Annotated in this window: 15 protein-coding genes; 8 read left to right on the plus strand and 7 right to left on the minus strand. The window is 40.2% G+C overall.

The window, feature by feature from the left end:
• Nucleotides 1–64: 64 nt before the first annotated feature.
• Nucleotides 65–2,095: a PAS domain-containing sensor histidine kinase gene (locus tag JWP71_RS16985; RefSeq protein ID WP_299502455.1), complete on the minus strand. Its 2,031-nt coding sequence runs from the start codon at nucleotides 2,093–2,095 to the stop codon at nucleotides 65–67.
• Between the two features lie 299 nt (nucleotides 2,096–2,394).
• On the opposite strand from JWP71_RS16985, the gene JWP71_RS16990 reads away from it, so the two are divergent.
• The gene (locus JWP71_RS16990) at nucleotides 2,395–3,888 is read left to right on the plus strand and encodes a Fic family protein (RefSeq protein ID WP_299502458.1); all 1,494 of its coding nucleotides are present in this window, start codon (nucleotides 2,395–2,397) and stop codon (nucleotides 3,886–3,888) included.
• Nucleotides 3,889–4,237: 349 nt separating this feature from the next.
• Here the strand turns inward: JWP71_RS16990 and JWP71_RS16995 are convergent, their stop codons facing one another.
• Genes JWP71_RS16995 through JWP71_RS17005 form a run of 3 tightly spaced genes read right to left on the minus strand, consistent with a single transcriptional unit; the run spans nucleotide 4,238 to nucleotide 7,854 of the window.
• Complete coding sequence (locus JWP71_RS16995; RefSeq protein WP_299502460.1) at nucleotides 4,238–5,584, minus strand: serine hydrolase; 1,347 nt, start codon at nucleotides 5,582–5,584, stop codon at nucleotides 4,238–4,240.
• A gap of 5 nt (nucleotides 5,585–5,589) precedes the next feature.
• Nucleotides 5,590–6,288 carry a LytTR family DNA-binding domain-containing protein gene (locus tag JWP71_RS17000; protein WP_299502463.1) on the minus strand — a complete coding sequence of 233 codons (699 nt, stop codon included), beginning with the start codon at nucleotides 6,286–6,288 and terminating at the stop codon, nucleotides 5,590–5,592.
• 3 nt (nucleotides 6,289–6,291) lie between these two features.
• Complete coding sequence (locus JWP71_RS17005; protein WP_299502465.1) at nucleotides 6,292–7,854, minus strand: histidine kinase; 1,563 nt, start codon at nucleotides 7,852–7,854, stop codon at nucleotides 6,292–6,294.
• Nucleotides 7,855–9,443: 1,589 nt separating this feature from the next.
• Here JWP71_RS17005 and JWP71_RS17010 point away from each other — a divergent pair.
• The 4 genes from JWP71_RS17010 to JWP71_RS17025 are packed head-to-tail and all read left to right on the plus strand — an operon-like array spanning nucleotide 9,444 to nucleotide 17,665.
• Nucleotides 9,444–12,617, plus strand: coding sequence for a TonB-dependent receptor (locus tag JWP71_RS17010; RefSeq protein ID WP_299502467.1), 3,174 nt, complete (start codon nucleotides 9,444–9,446; stop codon nucleotides 12,615–12,617).
• Nucleotides 12,618–12,629: 12 nt separating this feature from the next.
• Nucleotides 12,630–14,063, plus strand: coding sequence for a RagB/SusD family nutrient uptake outer membrane protein (locus tag JWP71_RS17015; protein WP_299502469.1), 1,434 nt, complete (start codon nucleotides 12,630–12,632; stop codon nucleotides 14,061–14,063).
• Between the two features lie 41 nt (nucleotides 14,064–14,104).
• The gene (locus tag JWP71_RS17020; RefSeq protein WP_299502471.1) at nucleotides 14,105–16,459 is read left to right on the plus strand and encodes an arylsulfatase; all 2,355 of its coding nucleotides are present in this window, start codon (nucleotides 14,105–14,107) and stop codon (nucleotides 16,457–16,459) included.
• 54 nt (nucleotides 16,460–16,513) lie between these two features.
• On the plus strand, nucleotides 16,514–17,665 hold the full coding sequence (locus JWP71_RS17025) for a formylglycine-generating enzyme family protein (RefSeq protein WP_299502473.1): 1,152 nt from the start codon (nucleotides 16,514–16,516) through the stop codon (nucleotides 17,663–17,665).
• 279 nt (nucleotides 17,666–17,944) lie between these two features.
• On the opposite strand, the gene JWP71_RS17030 is transcribed toward JWP71_RS17025, so the two are convergent.
• On the minus strand, nucleotides 17,945–19,369 hold the full coding sequence (locus JWP71_RS17030; RefSeq protein ID WP_299502475.1) for a hypothetical protein: 1,425 nt from the start codon (nucleotides 19,367–19,369) through the stop codon (nucleotides 17,945–17,947).
• A 575-nt stretch (nucleotides 19,370–19,944) separates the two neighbouring features.
• Nucleotides 19,945–20,418, minus strand: a complete 474-nt coding sequence (locus JWP71_RS17035; protein ID WP_299502477.1) for a DNA starvation/stationary phase protection protein — start codon at nucleotides 20,416–20,418, stop codon at nucleotides 19,945–19,947.
• 439 nt (nucleotides 20,419–20,857) lie between these two features.
• Between JWP71_RS17035 and JWP71_RS17040 the strand changes: the two genes are divergently transcribed.
• On the plus strand, nucleotides 20,858–21,490 hold the full coding sequence (locus tag JWP71_RS17040) for an NAD(P)H-dependent oxidoreductase (RefSeq protein WP_299502479.1): 633 nt from the start codon (nucleotides 20,858–20,860) through the stop codon (nucleotides 21,488–21,490).
• A 156-nt stretch (nucleotides 21,491–21,646) separates the two neighbouring features.
• On the opposite strand, the gene JWP71_RS17045 is transcribed toward JWP71_RS17040, so the two are convergent.
• Nucleotides 21,647–24,199, minus strand: a complete 2,553-nt coding sequence (locus JWP71_RS17045; protein ID WP_299502482.1) for an adenosylcobalamin-dependent ribonucleoside-diphosphate reductase — start codon at nucleotides 24,197–24,199, stop codon at nucleotides 21,647–21,649.
• Between the two features lie 459 nt (nucleotides 24,200–24,658).
• On the opposite strand from JWP71_RS17045, the gene JWP71_RS17050 reads away from it, so the two are divergent.
• Nucleotides 24,659–24,994 (plus strand): hypothetical protein, encoded by a 336-nt coding sequence (locus JWP71_RS17050; RefSeq protein WP_299502484.1) that lies wholly within the window; start codon nucleotides 24,659–24,661, stop codon nucleotides 24,992–24,994.
• A gap of 73 nt (nucleotides 24,995–25,067) precedes the next feature.
• Nucleotides 25,068–25,577: a DUF3347 domain-containing protein gene (locus JWP71_RS17055; RefSeq protein ID WP_299502487.1), complete on the plus strand. Its 510-nt coding sequence runs from the start codon at nucleotides 25,068–25,070 to the stop codon at nucleotides 25,575–25,577.
• Nucleotides 25,578–25,607 lie beyond the last annotated feature (30 nt).

A 25,607-nucleotide genomic window follows, 5' to 3' on the forward strand; every position in this document is an offset into this window, starting at 1 on the left:
TCAACACAACTGGTATGTTTCACTAATGTAATGTGGTTTGGTAAGCTCATTGTTTTTGAAGACTTTACAGTTCAATTGTAAATGTTGTTCCAATGTTCGGCTCGCTTTCAACACTGATACTTCCACCAAACGTTTCTATTTGTGTTTTTGTCATAAAAAGGCCAACTCCCTTGCTATCAAATCCCCTATGGAATATTTTATTTAATTTAAACATACTGTTTCCATGCATAATTAAATCTATTCCAAGTCCGTTGTCACTAAAAGCAAGTATAACTTTATCATTCGCGAAGCGGGAAGTAATCCTGATTTCCGGCGGAATGTCGGCTTTACTATACTTTAAGGAATTACTGATCATATTATAAAATATGCTTTCCAGATAGATTCGGGGAAATTTCATTGAAGGCGTTTCAAAGTCAGTAGATATCTTTGCATTCTTGGAAACAATTTGCCCCGTTAACATGGCTTCAACTCCGGCCACTATTTCTGTTAAATCACAATGATCATAAGGCAAAGTATTATTATTTCGGACTTCCAGTACCTTCATTAAGTCATTTAGTGTTTCGTTTAGGGTGGCACTTGATTTTTCCAGCATCCCAAAAAGTTCCGATTTTTCTGTATCAGATTCAGACTCCGCCATCATGGCTAATATCATTTGAATACTTCCTGCCGGCCCGCGTAAGTTGTGTGCAACTATCCGATTAAAATCTTCAAATTGGGCAATTCTCTTTTGCAGTTCTATCGCTTTTTTATACTCATCAATGTCAATGCTTGACCCAAACCATTTAATAATTTCACCATCTTCATTTTTCATGGGCTGCGCTCGCCCCAAATGCCATTTATACATACCATCAGAACCCCGTTTAAGCCGATATTCACTTTCAAAGGATGTGCCTGTAGTAGATGATTCCGTCCAGGCCGTTAAACATTTTTCAATATCATCGGGGTGCATAACAGATACCCATCCCTGGTCTTTTGTTTCCTGCAAAGTCATGCCAGAATAAGTAAACCAGTATTGATTATAATAATCAGCGGTTCCATCAACGTTGGTGGTCCAAATAATTTGAGGAATAGAATCCGCTAAAAATTTAAACTCCCGAATTTTCTCAATGGTATGATCTTGTTGTTTAACATGTTCAATTTTTTCAATTAATGTATTATTTAGTTTCTCTTGCGTTTCAATAGATTTTTTCAAGTCTACGGTTCGTTCAATTACGATTAATTCAAGATTTTCGTTGTTCAACCTGATCTCATTTTCCGCATCTTCTCTTTGATGGTCTATTTTATTCAATAAAGTTGCGGTGTCCCAAATTAATATGAGGCCGACAAAAGTAAATGACAATGCAAACAAAACGATTCCAAATTCCACTCCAATTACCTGGTATCTGTACGCCTCAATCCGCAAGAAAGCAAGGACAAATATTGCAATGATCATTTTTGGAAATAGTCTTCGGGCCATTTGGTTGCCTATCCTGTCTCCTGTAAATAAACCTGTGATTCCAAGATATGGATTGACCATTGATACCGCTACCGAAAAAATAAATAAAGCGATAGCCGTATGCACAGCCATAGATGGCAGATAGGGCAATTTATAAAGTGTTGGAACGCTAAAAAAATAGCCAACAACAGCAATAAAAGTGATTAGTGAAACAAAATGAAGTATATACTGACCGAAAATGTTCCATCTCTTGTTATTCAATATGAATAATGAAGGGGCTATAAGGAAAAAGCAAAATGCAGTGGTAGGAGACATTCGGCCAGGATGTAAACTATTTTTCAATAAATTGCCTTTATCTGCTATTAATAATTCATCCATCCCAAAATTGATATTAAAAATATCCTGTAAAAGGGAAAGAAGGCATAAAAGAAACACAAAGCCAGCCGATATCAAATAAAGGCTACGGCTCTTTCCTGTTAATATAAGATTTAAAGCCATTCCCAAAGCGATAAAACAAAGGGCAGTATTGACTTTCATGGTTGTAAAGCCAGGCAACACAGCTTTAAGGATGAGGATATTAAAAATCCAGCCAATCACCACAAGAATACCAAGGGATGTGATTAAATAGCTAATTGCAATGAGTCCGTTTTTAGGTTTCATATATGGCAATGCTAAATAAAAAACAACATCAATAAAATGATAACAGTCATTTTAACTAAAATCTTTATTGAGAATAGCTTGTCAGTTAAAGCAATTATTGAGAATTAAGTTATAAAATACATTTTTACAACCATGCAGTCCTGCCGTAGCTATTTCAGCTTTTAATCGCAAATATTTGATTTGACCCCATTATTGCTAATCGCAAATTTTTGCATATATTCGACAATTAGTCGCAAAAAATTGCTCAAATAAGGGTTTAGCGCTGATTAGCCGTAAAAATTTGTAAAGGTCAACCTGTTATGGATAAAAACATCCCACTACACCTGCAAGAGATCATTTTTTCATCAAGTGATCCCGGAACGAGCAGGGCAATATCAAAACTTGAAAAGGACGGTAAGATTCGCAAGATCGCCGCCAGGGTATTTACCCCGAACCTGGATGAAGATCCTGCCGTTATTGTCAGGCGCAATGTTTTCAAAATTATAGGGAAATTATATCCCGGAATCGTGTTAAGCCATCGTTCGGCATTGGAGTACAAGCCGACATCTTCAGGCGACCTGTTTCTAACCTATACACATGACCGCAAGATCAAACTTCCGGGCGTGACTTTGAATTTTTTTAAAGGGCAGGGGCCTGTACTTGGGGACATCTTGTTTTCCGATGGCCTGTATGTTTCGCAACAGGAACGCGCCTTGCTGGAAAATTTCCAGGAATCCCGGAAGCCAGGCCCGCAATCGAAAACGTTGACGTTACCCGAAATCGAAGAAAAGATGGACCAGGTCGTTAGGGTCAAAGGGGAAGATGGATTAAATATGTTGCGTGACACCGCCCGGCAGCTCAGCGAAGAACTCAGCATGCAAAAGGAGTTTAACAAACTGAATCGGCTGATCAGCGTCATCCTGACCACTAAACCATCGGATATCTTAACTTCGCCGGTCGCTATCGCCAGGGCATTTGGGCACCCGTATGACCCGCAACGTATCGTTCTTTTTGAAAAACTATTCGTGGAATTGCAACAGCGCGAGTTTGCCGACGTGCCTGAAAACAATATGACGCTGAAATCATTTAGGAATTTTGCATTTTTCGAGGCCTACTTTTCCAATTTCATAGAAGGAACTAAATTCAGTATTGAGGAAGCAAAACAAATCATTGAAACCGGCAAACCGCTGCCTGCAAGGGACGAGGATTCCCATGATGTACTTGGTACTTATCAAATCGTGAGTAACCGGACAGAAATGGCCATTACCCCCGAAAGTCCTGAACAGCTGTTGCAGATACTACAATACCGGCACAAAATCATGCTGAGCGCCAGGCCGTCCAAAAATCCAGGCGAATTTAAAGACAAGAATAACCGCGCCGGGGATACGGAATTTGTTGATCATTCTCTGGTCAGGGGTACGCTCATTCAGGGCTTTGATTTTTATAGAGGCCTGCAACATCCATTCTCCAAAGCAGCTTATATGATGTTTATGATCAGCGAAGTACACCCTTTTCTGGACGGCAATGGCAGGGTCGCAAGGGTAATGATGAATGCGGAGCTGGTCAAAGCCGAACAAACTAAAATCATCATTCCAACGGTATTTCGTGAAGACTATCTCGGTGCACTAAGGCAATTAACCAGGAGGAACCAAGCTGATATCTACATCCGAATGCTGCAACGGGCCCTTTTATTCAGCGCCACGATTACCGGCGAATCTATGGAAGTTATGCAACAAGTATTAATTCAGAGCAATGCTTTTAAAGAAGGCAATGAACATATCCTTCAAATTGTTACCCCGGAAAGAAAACCCTGACAATGTGATGATGATGATCAGGAACCTGTCAGGGATATCGGGCGTCAATTATGCATTAATAACCGAGACTAACCCAATTGTATTACCCAACCAACCGCTAATGGCTTAGCGGTTTTTTATGTCCGGCCCGTTTCCACTATCTTACTTTCGTTCATCATTTTGTTTTGTTCACGTAACGTGAATAGTCATAGTGAACATGCTATTAATAAACAAGTGGTTATATTGAAGCCAGCGGCCAGTTTTTATTGACAATGGTCTTGGATTATATGCGAAAAAACGTTCCTGTTCGCAAAGTCTTGGCAGCCGATCCTTCAAAAATCAAAATTAGAGATTTCATATTGATGTTGATTTAATTCGTTTTTTTACCTTCTAACTGCCGCCCCGACACGTATATAGTTACCTTGTCCACCTTGCCGGTTTCATCATTTTCAAACTTTATTTGTGCCTCTGCCTCTTTCGAAAAGAAAAAATTAGTTGTTTGTGCGAACATTTTTTCTTTGGGCCTCCCTGTTGTCTGTATCCATAGTTGCCCGTTTTCAATCGTAACCTCCATCGAAAAATTCGGAGTAACATAAATACCAGCGTATTTTTTAAGTATTTCTTCATCTATTTTTATTTCCCGTCTTTTAACAGGCACGGCATATGGTTTATCGTAAAGAACAGAAAGTATATCCCTTGTAACCTCGCCTCTCATCTCTTCATCCTCAATATTGTTGAGCAGGATAACGCATACGTCATCGTCCGTTATACGGGCTATATTGGTTTTAAAACCCCATATATCTCCGCTATGAGATATCACTCTTTTATCGTAAAGCGAATCAATCTGCCAACCAAAACCATAATGGTTTTTAACGGGCGTATAAGCCTGGTCAAGCGATGCTTTACTAATAATTTGATGGTCCTGAAGCCCTTTATGCCATTTAAACAGATCGCCGATAGTCGAATAAATTGAGCCGGCTGAAAAAGTCTCAACCGAATCAATAATAGAAGCTTCCTGGCTGTTGTTTTTTGATGGGTAGGTATAATAGCCTGTTGCTTTGTTGCTGCTTTTCAGGTGTATAAAATCAAACCCGCTGTTATACATATGCAAAGGGATAAATATGTATTTTCTCACGGCCTGATAGTAAGTCATTTTAGTGAGTTCTTCAATAATTTCACCTAACAACTGGTATCCCTGATTGCTGTATTTCCAGTTTGTACCGGGCGCGAAGTCGGCCTTATTGTATTTAATCAGCGCGTCAACTATACTTAGTGGTTTGGCTTGTTTATGCACTATATCTTTCATAAATACAGAATCCAAGGTATAATTAGGTATACCGGCTGTATGTGTTAAAAGGTTATAAATGGTAATATTTTCGCCATTAGGATAATTAGGGTAGTATTTGGTGAGTTTATCTGTTAACGCCAATTTATGCGCCTCTATTAGCTTTAATATAACTGTAGATGTAAATTGCTTGGTGATTGAAGCTAGCTGGTAAATGGTATTGGCATCATCTAAAGTTTGGGCTTTGAAATTTTTAAAGCCATAGCCTTTTTCCAAAACGATCCGCCCGTTTTTAGCTACCAATACCGAGCCATTAAACTTATGTACCTGTGTATAGCCATTCATCAGCGAGTCTAATTTTTTTGCTGTTGTTTGGGCAATAAGAGTTTGTACCGGCCAAAGGGCCAGTGCCGTTAAAAGTATTTTTTTCATGTTATTTAGTTGTTTTTGATTATTTTTTTGATGTTCTGCAAGTAGGCCTCACCTATGGGTATCTCTTTTTGATTTATCCAAACCGTTCGTTTATCTATTTTTCGGATGTGTTTTTTTGAGACGATATAAGACCGGTGAATACGTACAAAGGCGGAACCCGGCAAGAAAGCATCTGCTTCGCCCATCGTCAAACGTGAGGTAATATTCTGTTTCTCCTTTACAAATTGCACATAATTGCCTACGCTTTCTACATATAAAATATCATCCAGTTCAACCCTAATGTGTTCATAACCACTTTTAATAAACATTGCCGGAGCCATCGGTTGAACCATCTGGTGATTTTTCCTTAATTCAAATTGCTCGAAAGCTTTATTGCAGGCTTTTAAAAAGCGTTCTAAAGAAAATGGCTTTAATAAATAATCAATGGCATCAAGTTCAAAGCTTTGTACAGCATGTTCACTATAAGCTGTTGTGAAAATCACCAGTGGAGGATTACTAATAGTTTTTATAAAGTCTATACCTGACAGGTTTGGCATTTTAATATCCAGGAAAAGTACGTCTACTTTGTTTTTTTGCAGATAGCTTGTCGCAGCTAAAGCATTAGTAAAACAAGCCATCACCTCTATAAAAGGCACTTCTGCCGCCAGGTTTTTTATAATTTCCAGTGCAATGGGTTCATCATCAATCGCTATAGCTTGCAACATATCTCAATTAGTTATTAGCATTGTGTCAATAATCAGTTCTGCAACAAACTCTGCGTTGTTTATTCCGTAATTCAATTGATACTGATCGATATAAAATAAATTCAATCTTTCCCGAACATTTTGCAGCCCAATGCCGGAATAATCTTTTTCGGGGTCATTATCAGTAGTGGGGAATACACTGTTGCGTACTTCAAAATGTATTTGTTGTTGGTCGCAATTCAGATTAATTTTAATCCATGATTTTTCAAGTGGGTTTATACCATGCTTAAAAGCGTTTTCTACGAATGGAATAAGCAGCATAGGTGCAATAAGATGCCTGCAATTGTCTTCATTAATATTTGTTTCAATTGTAATATTTTCGACTATCTGGATTCGCAATTTTTGAAGCGAAATGTAGTTATTCAGATAGGCTATCTCACTGCTCATCGGAATAAAATCAAGATGATTATCACCCAACATAAAGCGCATCATATCCCCAAGTTTTTGTATGCCTTCTGCCGTATCTTTCGCTTTTTCTCGCAAAGCAGTGCCATATAAAGTATTTAATACGTTAAATAAAAAATGAGGGTTGATTTGTGAGCGCAGAAACTGAAGATCAGCTTTTGATTTAGTTAGTGCTTTTGCTGCACCGCTTAATTGTAATATTTTATCTTTCCGCTGCTGATAAAGCAACCATGTAACAGGCGTTACAACCAATAGTTGGAAACCCCAACAAAGGGGTAATAAATTACCATTGAAACCAACATGTGTAAATAATACCCAGAATACTGGCCCGATGAAAGTGAAAATAAAAGTAATCACTATCAAGCGCCCAACAAATTGAAAATTGAAACTCACTACTTCTTTTGCCGGGAATAGCCAGTAAGTTAATGTAATATAAACTATAATGGTAGGGCTTACAAAAACAAAGTAAATAAGATAAATAAAGTCATTGTTTATAAGATGGAATGTCAATGCTAACGCCGGTACAGTGAAGAAGATGACAAGTAATGTAGTAATTTGATTAGTAATTAAAATCCGAAACGGCTTTTTGGTGCCGGATTTATCTATTTTATAGATGATATACTCTCTTATGCTTATGTAAGTCAAATAAATACCTACTAAAATAAGGGCCCTATCAAAGCCAAAAAATAAATGTTTCAATGGCTCATCGTTATAGCCGAACATGGCAAAAGAACCAAATCCGCCATAATTAAAGTAATAAGGATGTGCATAGTATGTTGCTGCATTTACACCCAGGGCCAATAAATAGCTTAATGTAACCAGCTGTAAGGCAGCTAAAAAATAAGCAATGATTTTTGTTTTGTTTGATTTTAAAAATGTGGGAACAGTAATAAGATTCAGCCATAAATATATTAGGTAGAATACAAGTAAAACGCCTGCTTGAGGCAGCAGAACGTTGTTGCTGTAGCTAAAACGAATATGATTATCATTAAAAGCTTTAATACCTTGGTCTATAAGAAATTGTCCGGTAAATTTTTTATTATATAATATATCGCCTATGGCTGTTAAGCCTACCAGCATTGAGACGATTATGATCTCGTGTTTTCTCCACCTAACCTTCATATCCTATTTTTTATCAATATTACCACATCTGCTAAAGCGTTTTTTAAAAATGTGACGGATACGCTAAAAAATGTGATAGAACATGAATTTATGAAGAATTTTGGCTATGGCAGAGTTTGATTCCCTTGTTACTATTAATAAAGGGTAAATCAAAGATTATTAACCCATCCTGTTAAAACTGAAATTTCATTAACAGGGGTTTTACGGTGACTATGCCTAAAATGCCTGGGCCGCATATCCAACATACATTGAACATACGGTAAGCCAAAAAGTATCCAGGGCGGGAATCGAACAACTGGTTTGGATTATCATGATCTTTATAAAAGAATCATAAAAATTGATATATAGAATATCGAAATCAAACAATGTTCACTATCAACAAATCATTACAAATTACTATATTTGACTATCGGCAGGGCGTGTTACCTATGTAACTACCTCAAACGACGAAAGCTTTATAATTCATTGATTATCAGTTGATAACAAAGATAGGTTCGAGCCCAGGTGGGCGCACTTAAGGCCTCTTAGAGCAATCTAAGAGGCTTTGTTGTTTTAAGCTGAAAAGTGCCTCTATAAGCTTGAAATGCAGTTTTTGAATCTATTAGTTAATAGAATTGAGTTGTCTGTCGTTCTGTTGAAATTACTTTCTGTTTCGTATTTTCTGTGTTATTATTAGGATTTGGCGCACTTTTTGGCACACTTTGGCGCAAAAAGTTATACTCAAACGTAGTGTAATTTGCCTTCAATTGAATGTCTGTCCATAAATAATATGTTTAAGTGAATAAATAATTATTAAGCCTACTCAGGTTTGGTGCGATCAAGTGCAAAAGGAAAAGATATAAATGGATAGTGCGTTGGCCTTGCGGGTTTATGCTCGGTAAGCTTTTGCACGCTTCGGAAGCACCAGTCCTAACTTAGCTGTTAATTATGTATTCTCCCCACTCATTTCAATCCAAGAAATATGAGATTTCTTACTTTATAGGCATGGTGTAAATCTTGGATAGCAATTCAAGAATATTGAAATTTTAATGTTTATACCAGTAGATGAAACCCTGAATTGAATATCCAAAAAACATTCAAAATACTTTGTAATAGGGATAATAACTTTTTGGATATGATTATGGGTTTTATTGTGGGGCTTAGTTACAATCACTTCTTTATAAGGTAAAATACTTATGTGTAATATATTAAACCTATAAATTCTATAGAATTAGTATATTAATTAAAAAACTCTATATTTGCCTCATAAATGAAGTTTATGAAAACACGTTTACATTTTTATGAGATAGCGGCAAAACCTGTTTGTATAACAACATTGCGTCCAATGTACTGTTGTTGCTGAACTTTTCCTTCAGCATAATTAGTTGTTTGCTAAACGCTGCAACAGTGATTATGCCATCCCAACACCCATTTATTGCTTACCATACAACAGAACAGATATGACATAAATAATTGTGCTTAAATAAAATTACCGGCAAGGAAGCCTTGCCGGTAAGTACATGAAAGACCAGAGAGACTGCGAATCACATACTGATCTTCATACAAGTTTTACTAACGAATTAATCATTAACATAAAACCAGTTAAATATATGGAAATATATAGACATTCCGTTTTTGGGAGTGGATCAAGATTTCTAAAATACCTATTCTTTTTGCTCTTTTTATTTATAATAATCAGTAGTACAGCCAAATCAGAAAGTCCTAAAAAATTACCCGGCAGGCACTTTTTAAAGCAGTTAAACCCCAAAATAGATACTGCAAGAGATTATGAAGACAGGAACTTATCAGGCACTGTACTTGATGAAAACGGGCAAGGATTGCCGGGGGCGAGTATCAAGATAAAAGATGCCGGAACAGGCGTAACTACCGATAAGCAGGGTACTTTCCATTTACCAGCGCCGAACAATAATGCGACTATTGTAGTATCATTTATAGGTTACCGTCCACAGGAATTATCTATAAGAACCCACAAAAATCTTATCATCAGGCTTGAACCCGATCATAATATATTAAACGATGTGGTTATTGTTGGATATGGTACACAAAAGAAAAAGGAGCTTACCGGCTCTATTTCATCCGTTGCGAAAGAGAACTTAAATCAGGGCGTTTCTTCTGCTGATAATTTGCTGCAGGGGGCTGCTCCTGGTATACAGGTTACCCAAAGCTCCGGGCAGCCGGGCGCATCTGCTACGGTAAGGATAAGGGGCGGAAATTCCATCACCGCGGGCAATGAGCCTTTATATGTGATTGACGGTTTTCCATTTTACAACGACAATACCAGCACACAGGGTAGTGTAAACCCTAATAGCAGCGCTCAGGGATTAAATGCGTTAGCAACTATTAACCCTTCGGATATTGAGTCTATTGAAGTCCTCAAGGATGCTTCTGCAACAGCCATCTATGGATCAAGGGGCGCAAACGGCGTAGTGATTATCACCACAAAAAAAGGAAAAAAAGGGCATAATGATGTAAGCTATAGTGTATACGTGGGGCAGCAGCAGGTACGTAAAAAATTGCCTCTTTTGAATGGAAGCCAGTTTGCTCAACTGACAAATGATATCCAGGCGAGCCAGAATTTACCCGCCTTTTATACAAGCAACCAGGTAAGTTCATTTGGGACAGCGGCCGACTGGCAAAGTGCGGCTTTCCGCAAAGCGCCTATTCAAAATCATTCAATTTCTGTTTCAGGAGGGGATGATAAGTCGGTTTATGATATTTCAGGTAATTATTTTGACCAGGAAGGGGTCATACTCAATTCGGGTTTCAAACGGATATCTGTACGAGCCAATTATGCCCGGAATGTCTCTGATCAATTTAAGATCGGCCTGAATGCTACCGGAAGCCAGTCGTACCAAAATGGTAGCTCGGGAACTAATATCGCTTCTATCCTTTACACCGCGCCCACGGTGCCTATAAAAAATGCTGATGGATCATATAATACAATCAATCCTTTCACATCCACGCCCGGCAACCCGATACAGGATCTGTTAATAACCACCAATGAAACCGATGCATTTCGTGTATTAGGTAATTTTTATGGCGAGTATGAAATTATCCCCGGCTTAAAAGCGAAAGTCAGTATTGGTGCCGATGTGATCAATACCAGGCAGAACCAGTTTTTACCTTCAAACACTACTTCGGGTTATGCTACAAACGGTATTGCAAATATAGGCGCAAATAAAGTAGCTACCTGGGTAAACGAGAACACCCTTACCTATAATAAAGTCTTAAATGAGCATTCGTTTAATGTATTAGTTGGCTACACAACCCAAACATCTACAGGTATTTTTAATACGTCGGGATCGCAAAATTTTATTTCTAACCTTACGGGATATAATAGCTTGCAGAGTGGATCTGTTCCGCTAATTCCTACTTCGGGTCAATATAGCTGGACCCTTAATTCATGGCTGGGTCGTATAAACTATTCTTTTTTACATCGGTATAATTTTACGGTAACCGCCAGGGCCGACGGCTCATCACGTTTTGGAGCAAATAATAAATGGGGCTATTTCCCATCGGCAGGTTTTTCATGGAACGTAAAAGAGGAAGATTTTCTTAAAAATGCACCAGCCATTTCCAATTTAAACCTGCGTTTAAGTGCAGGTACAACCGGTAACCAGGAGATAGGGGAGTATCAGTCTCTGGTAACCCTTAGCCCAACCAATTATTTCTTTAACGGAACTGTTCAAACCGGCTTTGCTCCAACCAGTCTTGGTAATCCTGATCTGAAATGGGAAACGACAGCGCAATATGATGTGGGCGTAGATCTGGGTTTATTGGACAACCGGGTAAGTATTACAGCAGATGCCTATTATAAAAGAACAAGCAACCTGCTCATCAGTGTGCCTGTTCAGCTTTCATCTGGTTATGCTGCTGAACTGGAGAATGCAGGCAGCGTGGAAAATAAGGGGCTCGAAATCGCATTAAATACGGAAAATATAAAATCAGGCTCTTTTAAATGGAAAACTTCCGCCAACGTTTCCTTTAACCGCAACAAGGTATTGAGTCTTAACGGGCAGCAATCATTTTATGCGCAAATCGCCGATGCATACAGCGATCCGTTGTATAAACTTTCACCAGTAGTTGTAAAAGTTGGTTCGCCACTTGGTACTATTTGGGGCTATAAAACAGCTGGGATCATACAATCAACTGATAACATAAGCCAATTGCCAACGCTTGGTACTGAGCAAGCCGGCGACCGTAAATATGTGGACATTAATAAAGACGGTGCCATCAACGCTAATGATAAAACCAATCTCGGTAGCGTGCAGCCGAAATTCATTTATGGTTTTTCGAACACGTTTACTTACAAAAATTTTGACCTGTTTGTTTTCTTCCAGGGATCTTATGGTAATAAAATTTACAATTTATTGCAGGAAGAACTGGAGCTGACCAACCTGGGTCAAAATGCATCAACAGTATTGCTGCAACGCTGGACACCAACCAACCCAAGTAATAGCATACCACGCGCAAGTTATAGTCCGGTGGCGCAAGTGATTGACCAATATATGCAGGACGGCTCTTACTTGCGGTTAAAGAATATTTCGCTGGGTTATAATTTCAGCCCGGCAGTGGCCCATAAAATATTGGCCAAACAATTAAGAGTGTACGTTTCGGCCCAGAATCTGCTCACGTTCACCCATTATACAGGTTACGATCCGGAGGTAAATACGTTTGGACAAAATAACCTGTTGCAAGGAATAGACTTCGGCACTTACCCAAGTTCTAAAACTTTCCTGGCGGGATTAAACATCACATTTTAAGTTATGAATATCATGAAAAAAATAGGACTTTTTTTATTGGTGACAATTGCCTTTTTGTCCTGCAAAAAGCTGAATGAAGATCCAAAATCGATCATTGTGCAGGGCCAGTTTTATCAATCAGAAAACGATGCAATATCAGCAGTAACCTCTGTTTATAGTTCACTTAATACCGATCCGGGCGGCGATTTCCCGATGTATGGCCGCCAGCTTTATTTTATGGCGGACGCGGCAACGGATGACGAAACGGAGGGCAATGCCGCCAGTAATGCCGATGTGAGAGCGATGGGCAGTATTACCTATATAGCCAATAATAACCGCATACTGGGAAACTGGACGCAGCATTATCGTGGAATAAACTGGGCCAATGTAGCTATTGATAATATATCACCTATGCAACTGGATACCACGATCAAGAACAGGCTTGTGCGCGAATCAAAATTTATAAGGGCTTTACTATATTTTAATCTGGTGCGCTTATTTGGTGATGTTCCTTTGGTGCTGCACCAGGCCGCTACCATAAGCCAGACTACTGTTGAAAGAACACCTGCCGAGGATGTTTACAAACAGATTATTGCAGACCTTACCGATGCCGAAAATCTGCCTGTCAGTTATTCCGGAAATGACATTGGCAGGGCTACTTCGGGTGCCGCAAAAACCTTGCTGGCAAAAGTATATCTGACAAGAAAGGATTGGAAAAATGCCATCGCCAAATCTCTTGAGGTGATCAGTGGCCCTTATGGCTATGGACTTTTCAATAATTATGCAGACGTTTTTAATAAATCGACCAAAAACGGGAAGGAACATATTTTTTCAGTACAATTTCTTTCTAACTCGGGTGCAAGCAATAGCCGGGACCGGATCATGACTGATGTGTTTTCGGGATTTAGTACTAAAATTCCACCTGACCTTCCAGCTGACAGCAATTTGTACCGATCATTTCTGTCTACCGACACCCGCAAAGCCGTTACTTACTTTACATCGTTGGTTAATCCAACTACCGGGCTTTCGTATACATTTAAATACATCGGACTCAGAAAATTTGTAGATACGACCCAATTGCTTACCCCTATTGAATCCGGCATCAATTTCCCGGTGCTGCGTTATGCTGATGTATTGCTGATGTATGCTGAGGCGCTGAACGAGGATCAGGGCCCTACAACTGCGGCCTATGCAGCCATTAACCAGGTAAGGGAAAGAGCAAAAGTGCCTGATATTACACCGGGACTGTCCCAATCTGCTTTCAGGGATGCAGTTTATCAGGAACGACGTTTTGAATTTGTACAAGAAGGCCAGCGCTGGTTTGACCTTGTACGAACCGGACGGTTGGTTACTGCAGTAAAAACGGTCAAGGCAAAATTCGCTGTGAGCGATAAAGACAATTTGTTTCCCATTCCGCAGGCCGAAATAGATATCAACCCAAAAGTAACGCAGAACCCCGGGTGGTAGTAAACTAATAAGTAATCATTCATCAAAACTCATATATAACTATGAAATTCATATCAAATTTAAAACGAATAACAGGTTACATGTTAACCCCGGGTTTGTTGCTTTTTGCATTTCTACAGCATGCTGATGCGCAAACGGATACAGCAGAAACCTTTAAAGGTAAAATAGGAAAAACCTTTAGTGAATCAAAAGAGTGGTGGCCCGAAAAAAAGCATGCACCAAAAGGAGCACCCAACGTAGTTCTGTTTTTAATTGATGATGCCGGCTACGGTACATCAAGCGCGTTTGGCGGTTTAATGGAAACCCCTACGCTGGATAGCCTGGCCAGTCATGGTTTGCGCTATACTAATTTTCACACAACAGCTATTTGTGGCCCAACCCGTGCCGCACTGTTAACGGGGCGCAATCATCATTCGGTGCACATGGGATACTTTAATTATAGTGCCATGGGTTTCCCGGGTTACGATGCCCACATGCCCGGTGATAAGGCAACTATAGCCCAGATATTGCACGAGAACCATTACAATACATTTGCGGTCGGGAAATATCACCTGACCCCGCTTAACGAAATCACCTCGGCAGGGCCTTTTGACCGTTGGCCTACAGGGCAGGGCTTTGACCATTTTTTTGGATGGCATCTTGGCCATACAGATCAGTATCACCCAAATCTATATGAAGATAACCAGGTAGCTGATGTGGAGCCCAATACCAAACACGTAAGTACCCTGCTTGCAGATAAGGCCATTAAATATATTGCCAATCAAAGGTCAGCCAATCCGGATAACCCTTTCTTTTTATACTTTGCTACGGGCGCTATCCATGCGCCTCACCAGGCAGATAAAAAATTTATAGATCAATACAAAGGAAAATTCGACAAGGGGTGGGACTGGTACCGTGAAGAAGTATTTGCAAGGCAGAAAAAATTAGGTATAATTCCTGCCGATGCCATTTTACCGGATCGCGATCCAACAGTGCCAGCCTGGGACAGTCTTACCCCTGATCAGAGAGAGCTTTATTCAAAGCACATGGAAGTATATGCAGCTATGCTTACCCAGGCTGATTATGAATTTGGAAGGATTGTAAACTATCTTAAGGAAACAGGCCAGTTAGATAACACGATCATTTTGGCAATGATAGGCGACAATGGGTCGAGCCACAGCACGCCGAACGGTAGTTTTAATGGGCATATTACTGGCCTGCCCGGCAAAGAACAGGTAGCCGAGGCTTTAAAGCATATTGATGAGTTTGGAACATCAAGTTCAGACATGGATGCACCTTCCGGATGGACACAGGCAACAAATACGCCATTTCGCTTATGGAAAGCAGACGCTAACTCAGAAGGGGGTACGCACAACCCATTAATTATTTTTTATCCTAAAGGAATAAAAGAAAAAGGTATCCGAAATCAGTACAGTCATATTATTGATATAGCGCCTACCATTGTTGACCTTACCGGCACTACCGTTCCTGATGTGATCAACGGATATAAACAGAAGCCATTCGAAGGCTCTAGCCTTGTTTATAGCATCAAGGATGCTGCTGTAGCGTCTCGTCATACCATTCAATATTATGAGCTAAGAGGTAAACGAGCCATTTACAAAGATGGCTGGAAGGCAGAAGTGTATCATCAAACCGGGACCGACTTTGCTAATGATGTATGGGAATTATATAATCTGAATAATGATTTTAATGAAAGGATCGACCTCGCAAAAAAAGACACGGGAAAGTTGAAAGAATTAGTGGACCTGTTTGACCATGAAGCAAAAAAATATAATGTTTATCCACTTATTGATGGTTCTCAGGATGGAGGAATAGGCGGCAGAAAAAGAAGTGCATTCGGATTTTCGAATAAAATTGTGTTATATCCAGGGGTCGATCAGTTTTTAAGTTACAGCGGCCCGCAATTAAGCAAACAATCATTCTCAATTACTGCACAGGTAGATGCTTATTCAAAAAATGACCAGGGGGTATTATATGCAAATGGAGGCGACTTTGACGGCTTAAGCTTGTTTATTAAAAATGGAAAATTTCAGGTGGCGCATAATACCGGAACTATTGTCAAATACCTTGAATCAAAACCTCTGCCCGAAGGGAAATTAAACCTGCGGTTTGAATTACATTATATTGCTCCTAAAGCAAAAGAGGGTGATCAGGATGCGGTAGCCGGTCAGAAAGTTAAAGCAAACCGAAACGAAAATGCTGGAACAGAGTCCATTTATGTAAATGACGTAAAAGTAGCCGAAAGGGACATAGTTGCCGACGAAATAAAATACATTGGGGGCTACATTGATGCTATTGATGTGGGACAGGATCTGAATTCAGCAGTGTCTGATCATTATAAAACCCCTTTCAAATTTACCGGACATTTGAAGAATGTCACAATTGAATATAAATAATGATGAGAACCTGCTGCAGCAATTGTTGCAGCAGGTTTCATTTATCAAATGATGATGAAAAAAGAATTTCAAGTAATAAAGTGGCTGCCGATATTGATTTTATTGCTGGGCATAAGTCTTGTATGGTCATCGTGCAAGTGTAAAGCAGACCAGGCAACCAGCGTAGTTACGCCTGTTAAAGCAACAAGGGCATTATGCTGTGAATCAAATATTCCGAAACGTTTTGTTTCGTTGCAAACAACGATCACCAATGTACCGGAATTTAAAACAGGTGAATCTCATAAAGGAATGATCTGGATAAAAGCAGGCACATTTATAATGGGTGCCAATAATAAGCAAGCCTCGCCGGACGAATATCCAACACACAAGGTAACACTAAACGGCTTTTGGATGGATGTAACGGAGGTTACCAATGCTGAGTTTGCCCGGTTTGTTAAAGCTACCGGATACATAACCACTGCTGAGCGTAAGCCAGATTGGAACGAGTTGAAAAAACAAGTTGCCCCAGGCACACCTAAACCGGATGATAGTTTATTGGTTGCGGCATCACTGGTATTTGATCCGCCAAAAACTCCTGTTGACCTGAATGATTATACACAATGGTGGGCCTGGAAAAAGGATGCTGATTGGAAACATCCGCACGGTACGGGTAGCAATATCAAAGGGAAGGACAATTATCCTGTGGTGCATATATCCTGGTATGATGCTGTTGCCTACTGTAAATGGGCAGGTAAACGCCTGCCTACTGAGGCTGAATGGGAGTGGGCCGCAAGGGGAGGGTTGCAGAACAAAATATACCCCTGGGGTGATGAACCGGTTGATCAGGGTAAAGTAAAAGCTAATACCTGGCAGGGGCATTTTCCAGATCATAATACGTTGAGAGACAAGTTCTATGGCCTGGCGCCTGTTGCATCATTTACACCGAATGGTTATGGCTTGTATGATATGGCGGGAAATGCCTGGGAATGGTGCGCCGACTTTTACAATAACCAATACTATTCAACTATTGCAAAAGGTGCTTTAAACCCCAAAGGGCCGGCTAATAGTTATGACCCTGAAGATCCATACGCTAAAAAACGGGTAATAAGAGGGGGATCCTTTTTATGTAATGACAGTTATTGCTCGGGTTATCGTGTAGCCAGGCGCATGAAGAGTACAGAGGATAGTGGAATGGAGCATGTTGGATTTAGATGTGTTCAGGATTAACAACTAATCGCTCTATTAGATGGCATGTGCAAAGTTATTACATAACAGTACAAACTTACCTTAGCTTTTCTAGTCCATACGTTAAGGTAAGTTTGCCAAAATCTGCAAATCTCTGGGGAAGTGGTTCGAGAACCACCCATTAGGGCGCACAAACGACCTTTACGATATTGTAAAGGTCGTTTTTTTTGTTTTGACCAATTTTAAAACTTGTGTTTAAAGCAACCAGCGGAACATTTTGGGTCAGGTCCACTTGTTGCATGGATAACTTTCCCGGTATTGCTAAAAAGAAAACTGGTATTGCAATACCAATTGTCCTTCCCTCGAGGCATTTCTTGTCAAATTATTGGCAACCAAAGAATAAACCGGCCTGTTTTGATAATCGAGGGACAGTTTGCTTGTATTTCCATTGATAAGCCAATTGATACCCAAATCAAATACTGTCATTCGTTTATCAAGGCGATCATAGCTTGCGGTTTGCAAAGTGGCATAAGGCATAAGCGTACCATTATTCTTTCCCAATAAATCCTTATCTAATAAATAGCCAAATTGCGAATAAATAACGTGCCCAGTGCCAAACGTAGGAAAAGCATTACCCTGGCTGCCGGCAAGATAGGGGGCTGATGCAGTCAGCCCATCGGCTGGGGGCATTATCCCAACATAACGTAAATAACCCGGGCCATAATGAGTATCAAAGTATCCAAGATATGCATTTAAGGCAGTTTCTTTTTCTTTATTTAAAGGAGCGTCGTAAAAGACAGCAACCGACCAGCAATTTAGCGGATGATAATTAACAGTTTGGCCGCCATCCGGGCTGGACCATGTTGCGTTTTTTTGTTCAATAAACCCAGCCTCCAAGTTCAAGACTTTTTTTTTGCCATAGTACGTTCCCGGCATATAGGCTACTACGTGAGTTTCCCTGTCAAAGAAATTCCAGATTAAGAGCCCTTGATATTGTAAATGATTTCCTTGTTGAGCAAAATTAGAATAGGAGGAGGTAGGATTTCCGGTTGGAAGAATCGTACCGCTTGTAGTTATAGGAAATGGGTTGCTGAGAATTAAACGGTAATCCAGTTTGCCAACCTGGCCCCGCGCATACATACTTAATTTGCGTCCGGCCTGGTCGGTGAGGTCAAAGGTTGATTGTGTAAAAAGCGGTATATCCATCGACATGATATTGGCGACCTGGGGCTGGGAAAAGCGTGATAATCCGCCAATAATACTGAGACCGCCGCCAAAAATCAATGCCTCACTTCTTTTCTTAACCTTGTATTCGGCCAGAGCATCTTGTATAAAAGGCGTAAATTTTCTTGGTGAAAGATAGTTGAAGTTATCCTGTCCAAAATAGAAATAAAAAAAAGTATGATCTGTAAGTTGCCCATAAAATTGGAATCGTGCTCTTCGTATTCCGATATCAAAAGTTTGGGCGGTTGGTTCTTTCAAAACAGTAGTTCCCGGATTGCTCTCATTGTAACGAAACCAAAACTGGCCCAAAATTGTAAGTTTGAGATAATGGCTTCCGTCGTCATTTAGCTTTAGCCTAATTTCATCAATATCCTTCTTTTTATTACTTGTTTGTTCCTGGGCCAACAAATCCGAGGAAAAAATTAAATTAAGAAGTATTAATACTGCAATGCATTTCAGCATGATCTGGAACAATTGGATTTCCATTTTTTTTGTTCCAAAAATGATTGTATTCCTTTTCATTATGGTTGATATTTGGACAAATAAAAAATTGAATTAATATATTTAACCTAAAAATATTGGTCGGCATAACAATCAATTCTTAATTTAAATTAATCCTATTGGGTATGTAACCTAAATGAGTGGTTGGGCTATTTCAAAGGGTATTTGGGAGCAATGAGATAGAATTATAACAACCTATCTTACAATAGGTTTTCAATAATATCAATAATTAGAGGTAATTAAAACAGAAAGAGGTTGTCACGAAGTAATATTGACAATCCTCTTATAGCATAAGTGGACATTCTGGAGCAATTGACCACCCCATTCCAGAATAACAAACAGTTAATTCCGTAACACTTTGACCATATTAATTTATTAATAGCGATTATCTTAATGGCTTACACAATTCGGTGCTCCAAAGCGCACGGATCAGGCTGGTCAAGCCTCCCGGAATATCTAGCTTGCTGCTTGATTTTCAATCGCTAAACACGTTATTTTATTATTAATCCTGCATTCTTATTTCGCAACTATTCATTGGCTTTTTTTTTCGTGGTCACGCGCGACAGGAGCGTATTCGTGTTTTGGATCGACACAGCTTAGATCAAATGGGCGCGGATCATCCAGGCCATACCTTCATGTGTTTCCATCAAGTCTGTAATATAGTCGCTTATTCCCAGGACATAATATTCATCAGCGAAAGCAATGATGTTACCCTTTAAAAATGCTATTATACTTTCATGGTCCTTCAATAATTCCTTCAGGTAGCCCAGGCTATCATTTTCCCTTTCGCTGTAATCAGTCAGTTGGGAAAGTTGCAGCAGTTGTGCCAAAGTGCCCGGCGCGTAATGGCCGATCATGCAGATGCGTTCTGCAACACTATCCATCAATTCGTCCAGTTCTTCATACTGCTCTTCAAAAAAGAGGTGTATACAATCAAAGTCCGGTCCTTTTATGTTTAAGTTGGCGTTACGGGTTTTGGTGTATAGAACGAGTTCATCTGCCAAAAGTTTAGCCAATTGATCCGCTATGGCTTGTGTTTTTTCTTCTTCAATTTCAATGTTCGCTTCCATCTTGATTTTTATAAATAGTTGATAAATAAAAAATTATATCCGTTGTTAACGGTGGTTTCGTTTTGCTATGTAAAATTAAACTAAGCAGCAAAAAGCACTATCGGGTATTCGTTGAATAGGCAAAATGGATCGTTGAAAAAGGATGGAGTTATGGCCGGCACCGAAATGTTGTTCATCCATGGAATAGAAAAGGAATTTTTTATTTTCTGCCAATACATTCAATAATTCTAATCTGTTTTTCAGATGCACAAAAGGGATTCACATATCGCGAACCCCTTTTTTTACGTTCATGTGTGGACATATGTTTGGATGAGCAGGAAGCCATGTTTGAAAAAATCGATAAAAACAATTTTCAATTTTACTTCCAGAAAACAATTAATACAGAATAAATAGATAAATCGCACAAATTTAAATTTTAAATAAATAACAAATTACAGCTATGAGCATTTTAGAGTCTTTGCACTGGCGTTATGCCACAAAAAGAATGACGGGAGAAAGAGTTCCGCAGGAGAAAATTGATATTATTTTAGAGGCTGCAAGGATGGCGCCGACTTCCAATGGGATACAGCCCTTCACTATACTGGTTATCACGGACAAAAAATTGATGGAGAAAATCCAACCAATCGCCTATAATCAACCGCAAATTACTGAGGCTTCACATCTGCTGGTTTTTGCCGCCTGGGATACCGTTACCTCCGAAAAGGTCGACTATGTTTTCGACCAGGTAATCCGCGAGCGCAACCTTCCGGCCGACGCCTTAACAGACTATATAAACCAGATTAAGGGTATGTTTTCAGGTTTTACGCCGGAGGAACAGTTCAACTGGGCAGCTAAACAAACCTATCTTGCCTTTGGAGTTGCTACTACAGCAGCAGCTATTGAAAAAATAGACGCTACACCTATGGAAGGATTTGTAAACTCAGAGTTAGATAAACTATTGGGGCTACGGGAAAAAGGGTTACGCAGTGTTACCATGCTGCCACTGGGCTATAGAGACACGGCTAATGATTGGCTGGCAAACATGAAAAAAGTTCGTCGCCCTAAAGAAGAATTGATCCTTGAATTAAACTGATTTATTATCCAGCCTTAACTAAGGTAATTTTTCAAAATAACTTCCTTATTGTTTCATTATGCTACAATTTGAGGAAGTTATTTTTTTTAAGATAAGCTGTCCCGGTTCGCACCAGGTGGGCGTACAAATCATACGCCTGCCTTTTTACTATTAAAGCTATCCACATTTGGAGGAACCACAGTCTTTGCAGGTTAAACATCCTTCCTGGTACTGTAGGTTGGCGGAATTGCAATTCGGGCATTGTTGCTTCTTCGTTTCTGTGCCGTCCGGCACATATCTTTTAAGCGCGCGGGCTACGCCGTTTTTCCACGTATTAATAGCTTCATCCAGCTGCAGGCTGTTGATCAGATCAACCACTTTTTCAATAGGCATACCATGTCTCAGGGTGCTTGAAATTAACTTTGCGTAATTCCAGTACTCCGGATTGAATTTATAGGATAAACCTTCAATGGTTATTTTATGCCCGTGTTTATTCTCATATTGAAAATCATAACGTGATCCTCCGTCTGCCTCCCTGCTTTTAATAATAAGACCATCGTTAACCCATCCCGGGATCAGGATACCGTCCTCATCGTCGGCAAAACCGGTAAAAATTTCATAAGGTTTGCCTTCAACCAATCCGATAAACGCGATCCATTTTTCTTTGCTGTTTTGAAAACGAACTATTTGGGCATCAAGCACAGGCGGCCTGGTGGTTGGAAATACCGGTTGACCTCTCTGTTCCGCGTTGGGCTTGGATTCGGTATTCGCGATCAGTACTCCGGATCGTGATCCATCCCTGTATACGGTTACCCCTTTACAGCCGGCTTTCCAGGCGGCCATGTATAATTGCCCCACAACTTCTTCCGTTACTTCTGCGGGCATATTGATCGTTACACTGATGGAGTGATCAATCCATTGCTGGATTTCTCCCTGCATCTGTACCTTTTTCAGGTAATCCACATCATTGGAGGTCGCTTTATAATAAGGTGACCGGGCCAGGAGGTTATCTAACTGTTTTTGCGAATAATTTTTAGTCAGATCATGACCCATCACTTCCATCCATTGCTTAAAGCGATGATGAAAAACCACATATTCTTCCCATGAATCGCCCATTTCATCCACAAAATCAACGCGTGCATTCTTATCATTTGGGTTAACTTTTCTTCTGCGTTTGTAAACAGGCATAAACACAGGCTCAATGCCTGAACTGGTTTGCGACATCAAACTCGTTGTCCCGGTAGGCGCTATGGTGAGCAAAGCAATATTTCGCCTGCCATGCTCCAGCATTTCATAATAAAGCTGCGGATCTGCTTTTTTCAAACGAAGTATGAAAGGATTGTTTTTTTCACGGTCGGCATCAAATAGGATAAAAGCGCCCCTTTCTTTCGCTGCTGTTACAGATGCCCGGTAAGCTTCAATAGCAATTGTCTTGTGTATCTGTACGGCAAACGCTGATCCTTCGTCACTACCATAGCGCAAGCCCATCGCTGCCAGCATATCGCCTTCGGCTGTAATACCAATACCAGTTCTTCTGCCCTCATTAGCTTTTGTACGGATGTTGATCCATAAATTAGTTTCGGTACGCTTTAATTCTGCCTCCTCGGGATCATCCGCAATCTTTTGTAGGATAGCGTCAATCTTTTCCAATTCGAGGTCAATAATATCATCCATGATGCGCTGAGCCGAATGAATGTGCTTGTTGAATAATTCCCAATTAAAGGTCGCTCCGGCAGTAAACGGGTTTTCAACATAGCTAAACAGGTTTATGGCCAGTAAACGGCAGGAATCGTACGGACAAAGCGGAATTTCTCCGCAAGGATTGGTAGACACTGTTTTAAACCCCAAATCGGCGTAACAATCTGGCAGCGACTCACGAATTATGGTATCCCAAAATAAAATTCCGGGTTCGGCAGAACGCCAGGCGTTATGTACAATTTTTTTCCAAAGGACCGCAGGGTCGATTTCTTTTTTGTAAAGCGGCATTTTACTGTCAACAGGATATTGCTGCTGGTAAGATCGCCCGGATGCTACAGCTTTCATAAACTCATCATCAATACGTACCGAAACATTGGCTCCGGTTACTTTACCCTGATCCATCTTCGCATCTATAAAATCTTCGGAGTCGGGGTGTTTGATAGCCACGGAAAGCATCAATGCACCCCTTCTTCCGTCTTGGGCAATCTCACGGGTTGAGTTTGAAAAACGCTCCATAAAAGGTACAATACCGGTAGATGTTAACGCGGAATTTTTAACCGGCGAACCTTTCGGGCGTATATGCGAAAGGTCATGGCCCACGCCGCCGCGCCTTTTCATTAATTGTACCTGCTCCTGGTCAATTTTCATAATGCCGCCATACGAATCGGAATCGCCTTCATTGCCAATTACAAAACAATTTGACAGGGAGGCAATTTGATAAGGATTGCCAATGCCCGTCATCGGGCTGCCCTGCGGGATGATATATTTGAAGTTGCGGATCAGTTCAAAGATATCTTCGGCGGTTAACGGGTTAGGATAGCGTTGTTCTATTCGTGCAATTTCGGCTGCGATCCTGCGATGCATATCATCCGGGGTGCTTTCATAAATAACCCCATAGGAGTCTTTCAACGCATATTTATTCACCCAAACCCTTGCTGCTAAATCATCCCCTTTAAAATAGTCAAGAGATTTTTGGTAGGCTTCATCAGAAGAATAAGCGGGTACTATATTTGATTGGTCGGCGACTTTCATATTTGAAATTTAGATGGGAGTGACGTTTCCAGTGATATTAAGCTATGATTTTGAAGACTTTGCTCATTTTTTAATTGTAAATCATAGCGGACAAATTTCCCTTTTTTTATCCAATCCAAAAGTGATTCCTGTCACATTCAGTGATATTAAATATTTTTCACCTTGCAAAGCAGCAATATCCCAACTGGTAAAAGCAACAGGAGCGGTATACAACATAGCGGCTGGTGTATTATATCCTGTTAATGGCTTTATTGAAGCCAATGATCGGTTGCCCGCGAACTGAATCTTAATGAGGTAACCTGAAAAATAGGTTATAGCAGCAGCGCGGCTATAAATTTAAAACGGAATTATATAAAAACGCTGACGGTTTATTCCTTAAATTTGTTATCGTAAATGAAGGTCAAAGCGCTATTTCTGCTATTTGTATTCCTGCTCAATTCAGCGGTGGGTTTGAATTGTGTGCTGCAAAAAGACGATGACTGCTGTAAGGAAGTGAGCATACATCACTCTGATCCATCTATTCAACTTCAACAAGACAGGCAACACCCTATACTTTCAGCTGAAGAAGATCCGTGCTGCCAGAATGCGGTTAATAACTTTGCAGCTCTGGCTAAGCTGGTGCCCCAACCTCTAAAAGTTTTAATGCCGGCTCCGGTTGCTATCGTACGGTCTGTATACGTTTATGCTTTTGCTTCGGCGCGTGTTATTGAAACAGCCCATCAAAGCCAGATCGATGAGCGACAGCGCCCGCCAACACCTGATATCCGCATCGTTATACGAAGCTTCCAGATTTGATTGAGGTTATTCCCTGTGTTGACCATGGCTTGGCCATGGTTTAAATTATGGTATAACATTTAATTAAATAATCATGAAAAAAATATTTTTATTGGTTGCGATTATCGCCACCACAATTACCCGATCACTTTTTGCACAGGATGTTAAGGCTTCTGCACTTACACCGTTGCTTACTTCGTACTATGGTATTAAAAACGCTTTAATCCAATCAAACAGCGCAGATGCCGCTACGCACGCGGGGGAATTTTTAAAAATTGTTAACGCCGTAGATATGAAATCAATTCCGGCAAAGGATATGAGTGCTTTTATGGCTGCGCAGGCAAAATTGGCTTTTGATGCGAGGCATATCTCAGAAAGCAAGGATATTGACCATCAAAGAGAGCATTTCGCTAATTTTTCAGCCAACTTTTTTAAACTGGCCAAAGCCATTAAACTAACCGATAAGCCGGTTTATTATGCTTACTGTCCGATGAAAAAAAGTTATTGGTTATCGGCTGAAGCTGCGATCAAAAATCCTTATTACGGCAGCCAGATGCTAACCTGCGGCAAGGTTACTGAAACGCTTAACCCTGGAACCAAATAATTTATTTCTTGCTGCCGGGTTAGCCCGGCA

The sequence above is a fragment of the Mucilaginibacter sp. genome (assembly GCF_028287845.1).
Classification (GTDB): Bacteria; Bacteroidota; Bacteroidia; order Sphingobacteriales; family Sphingobacteriaceae; genus Mucilaginibacter.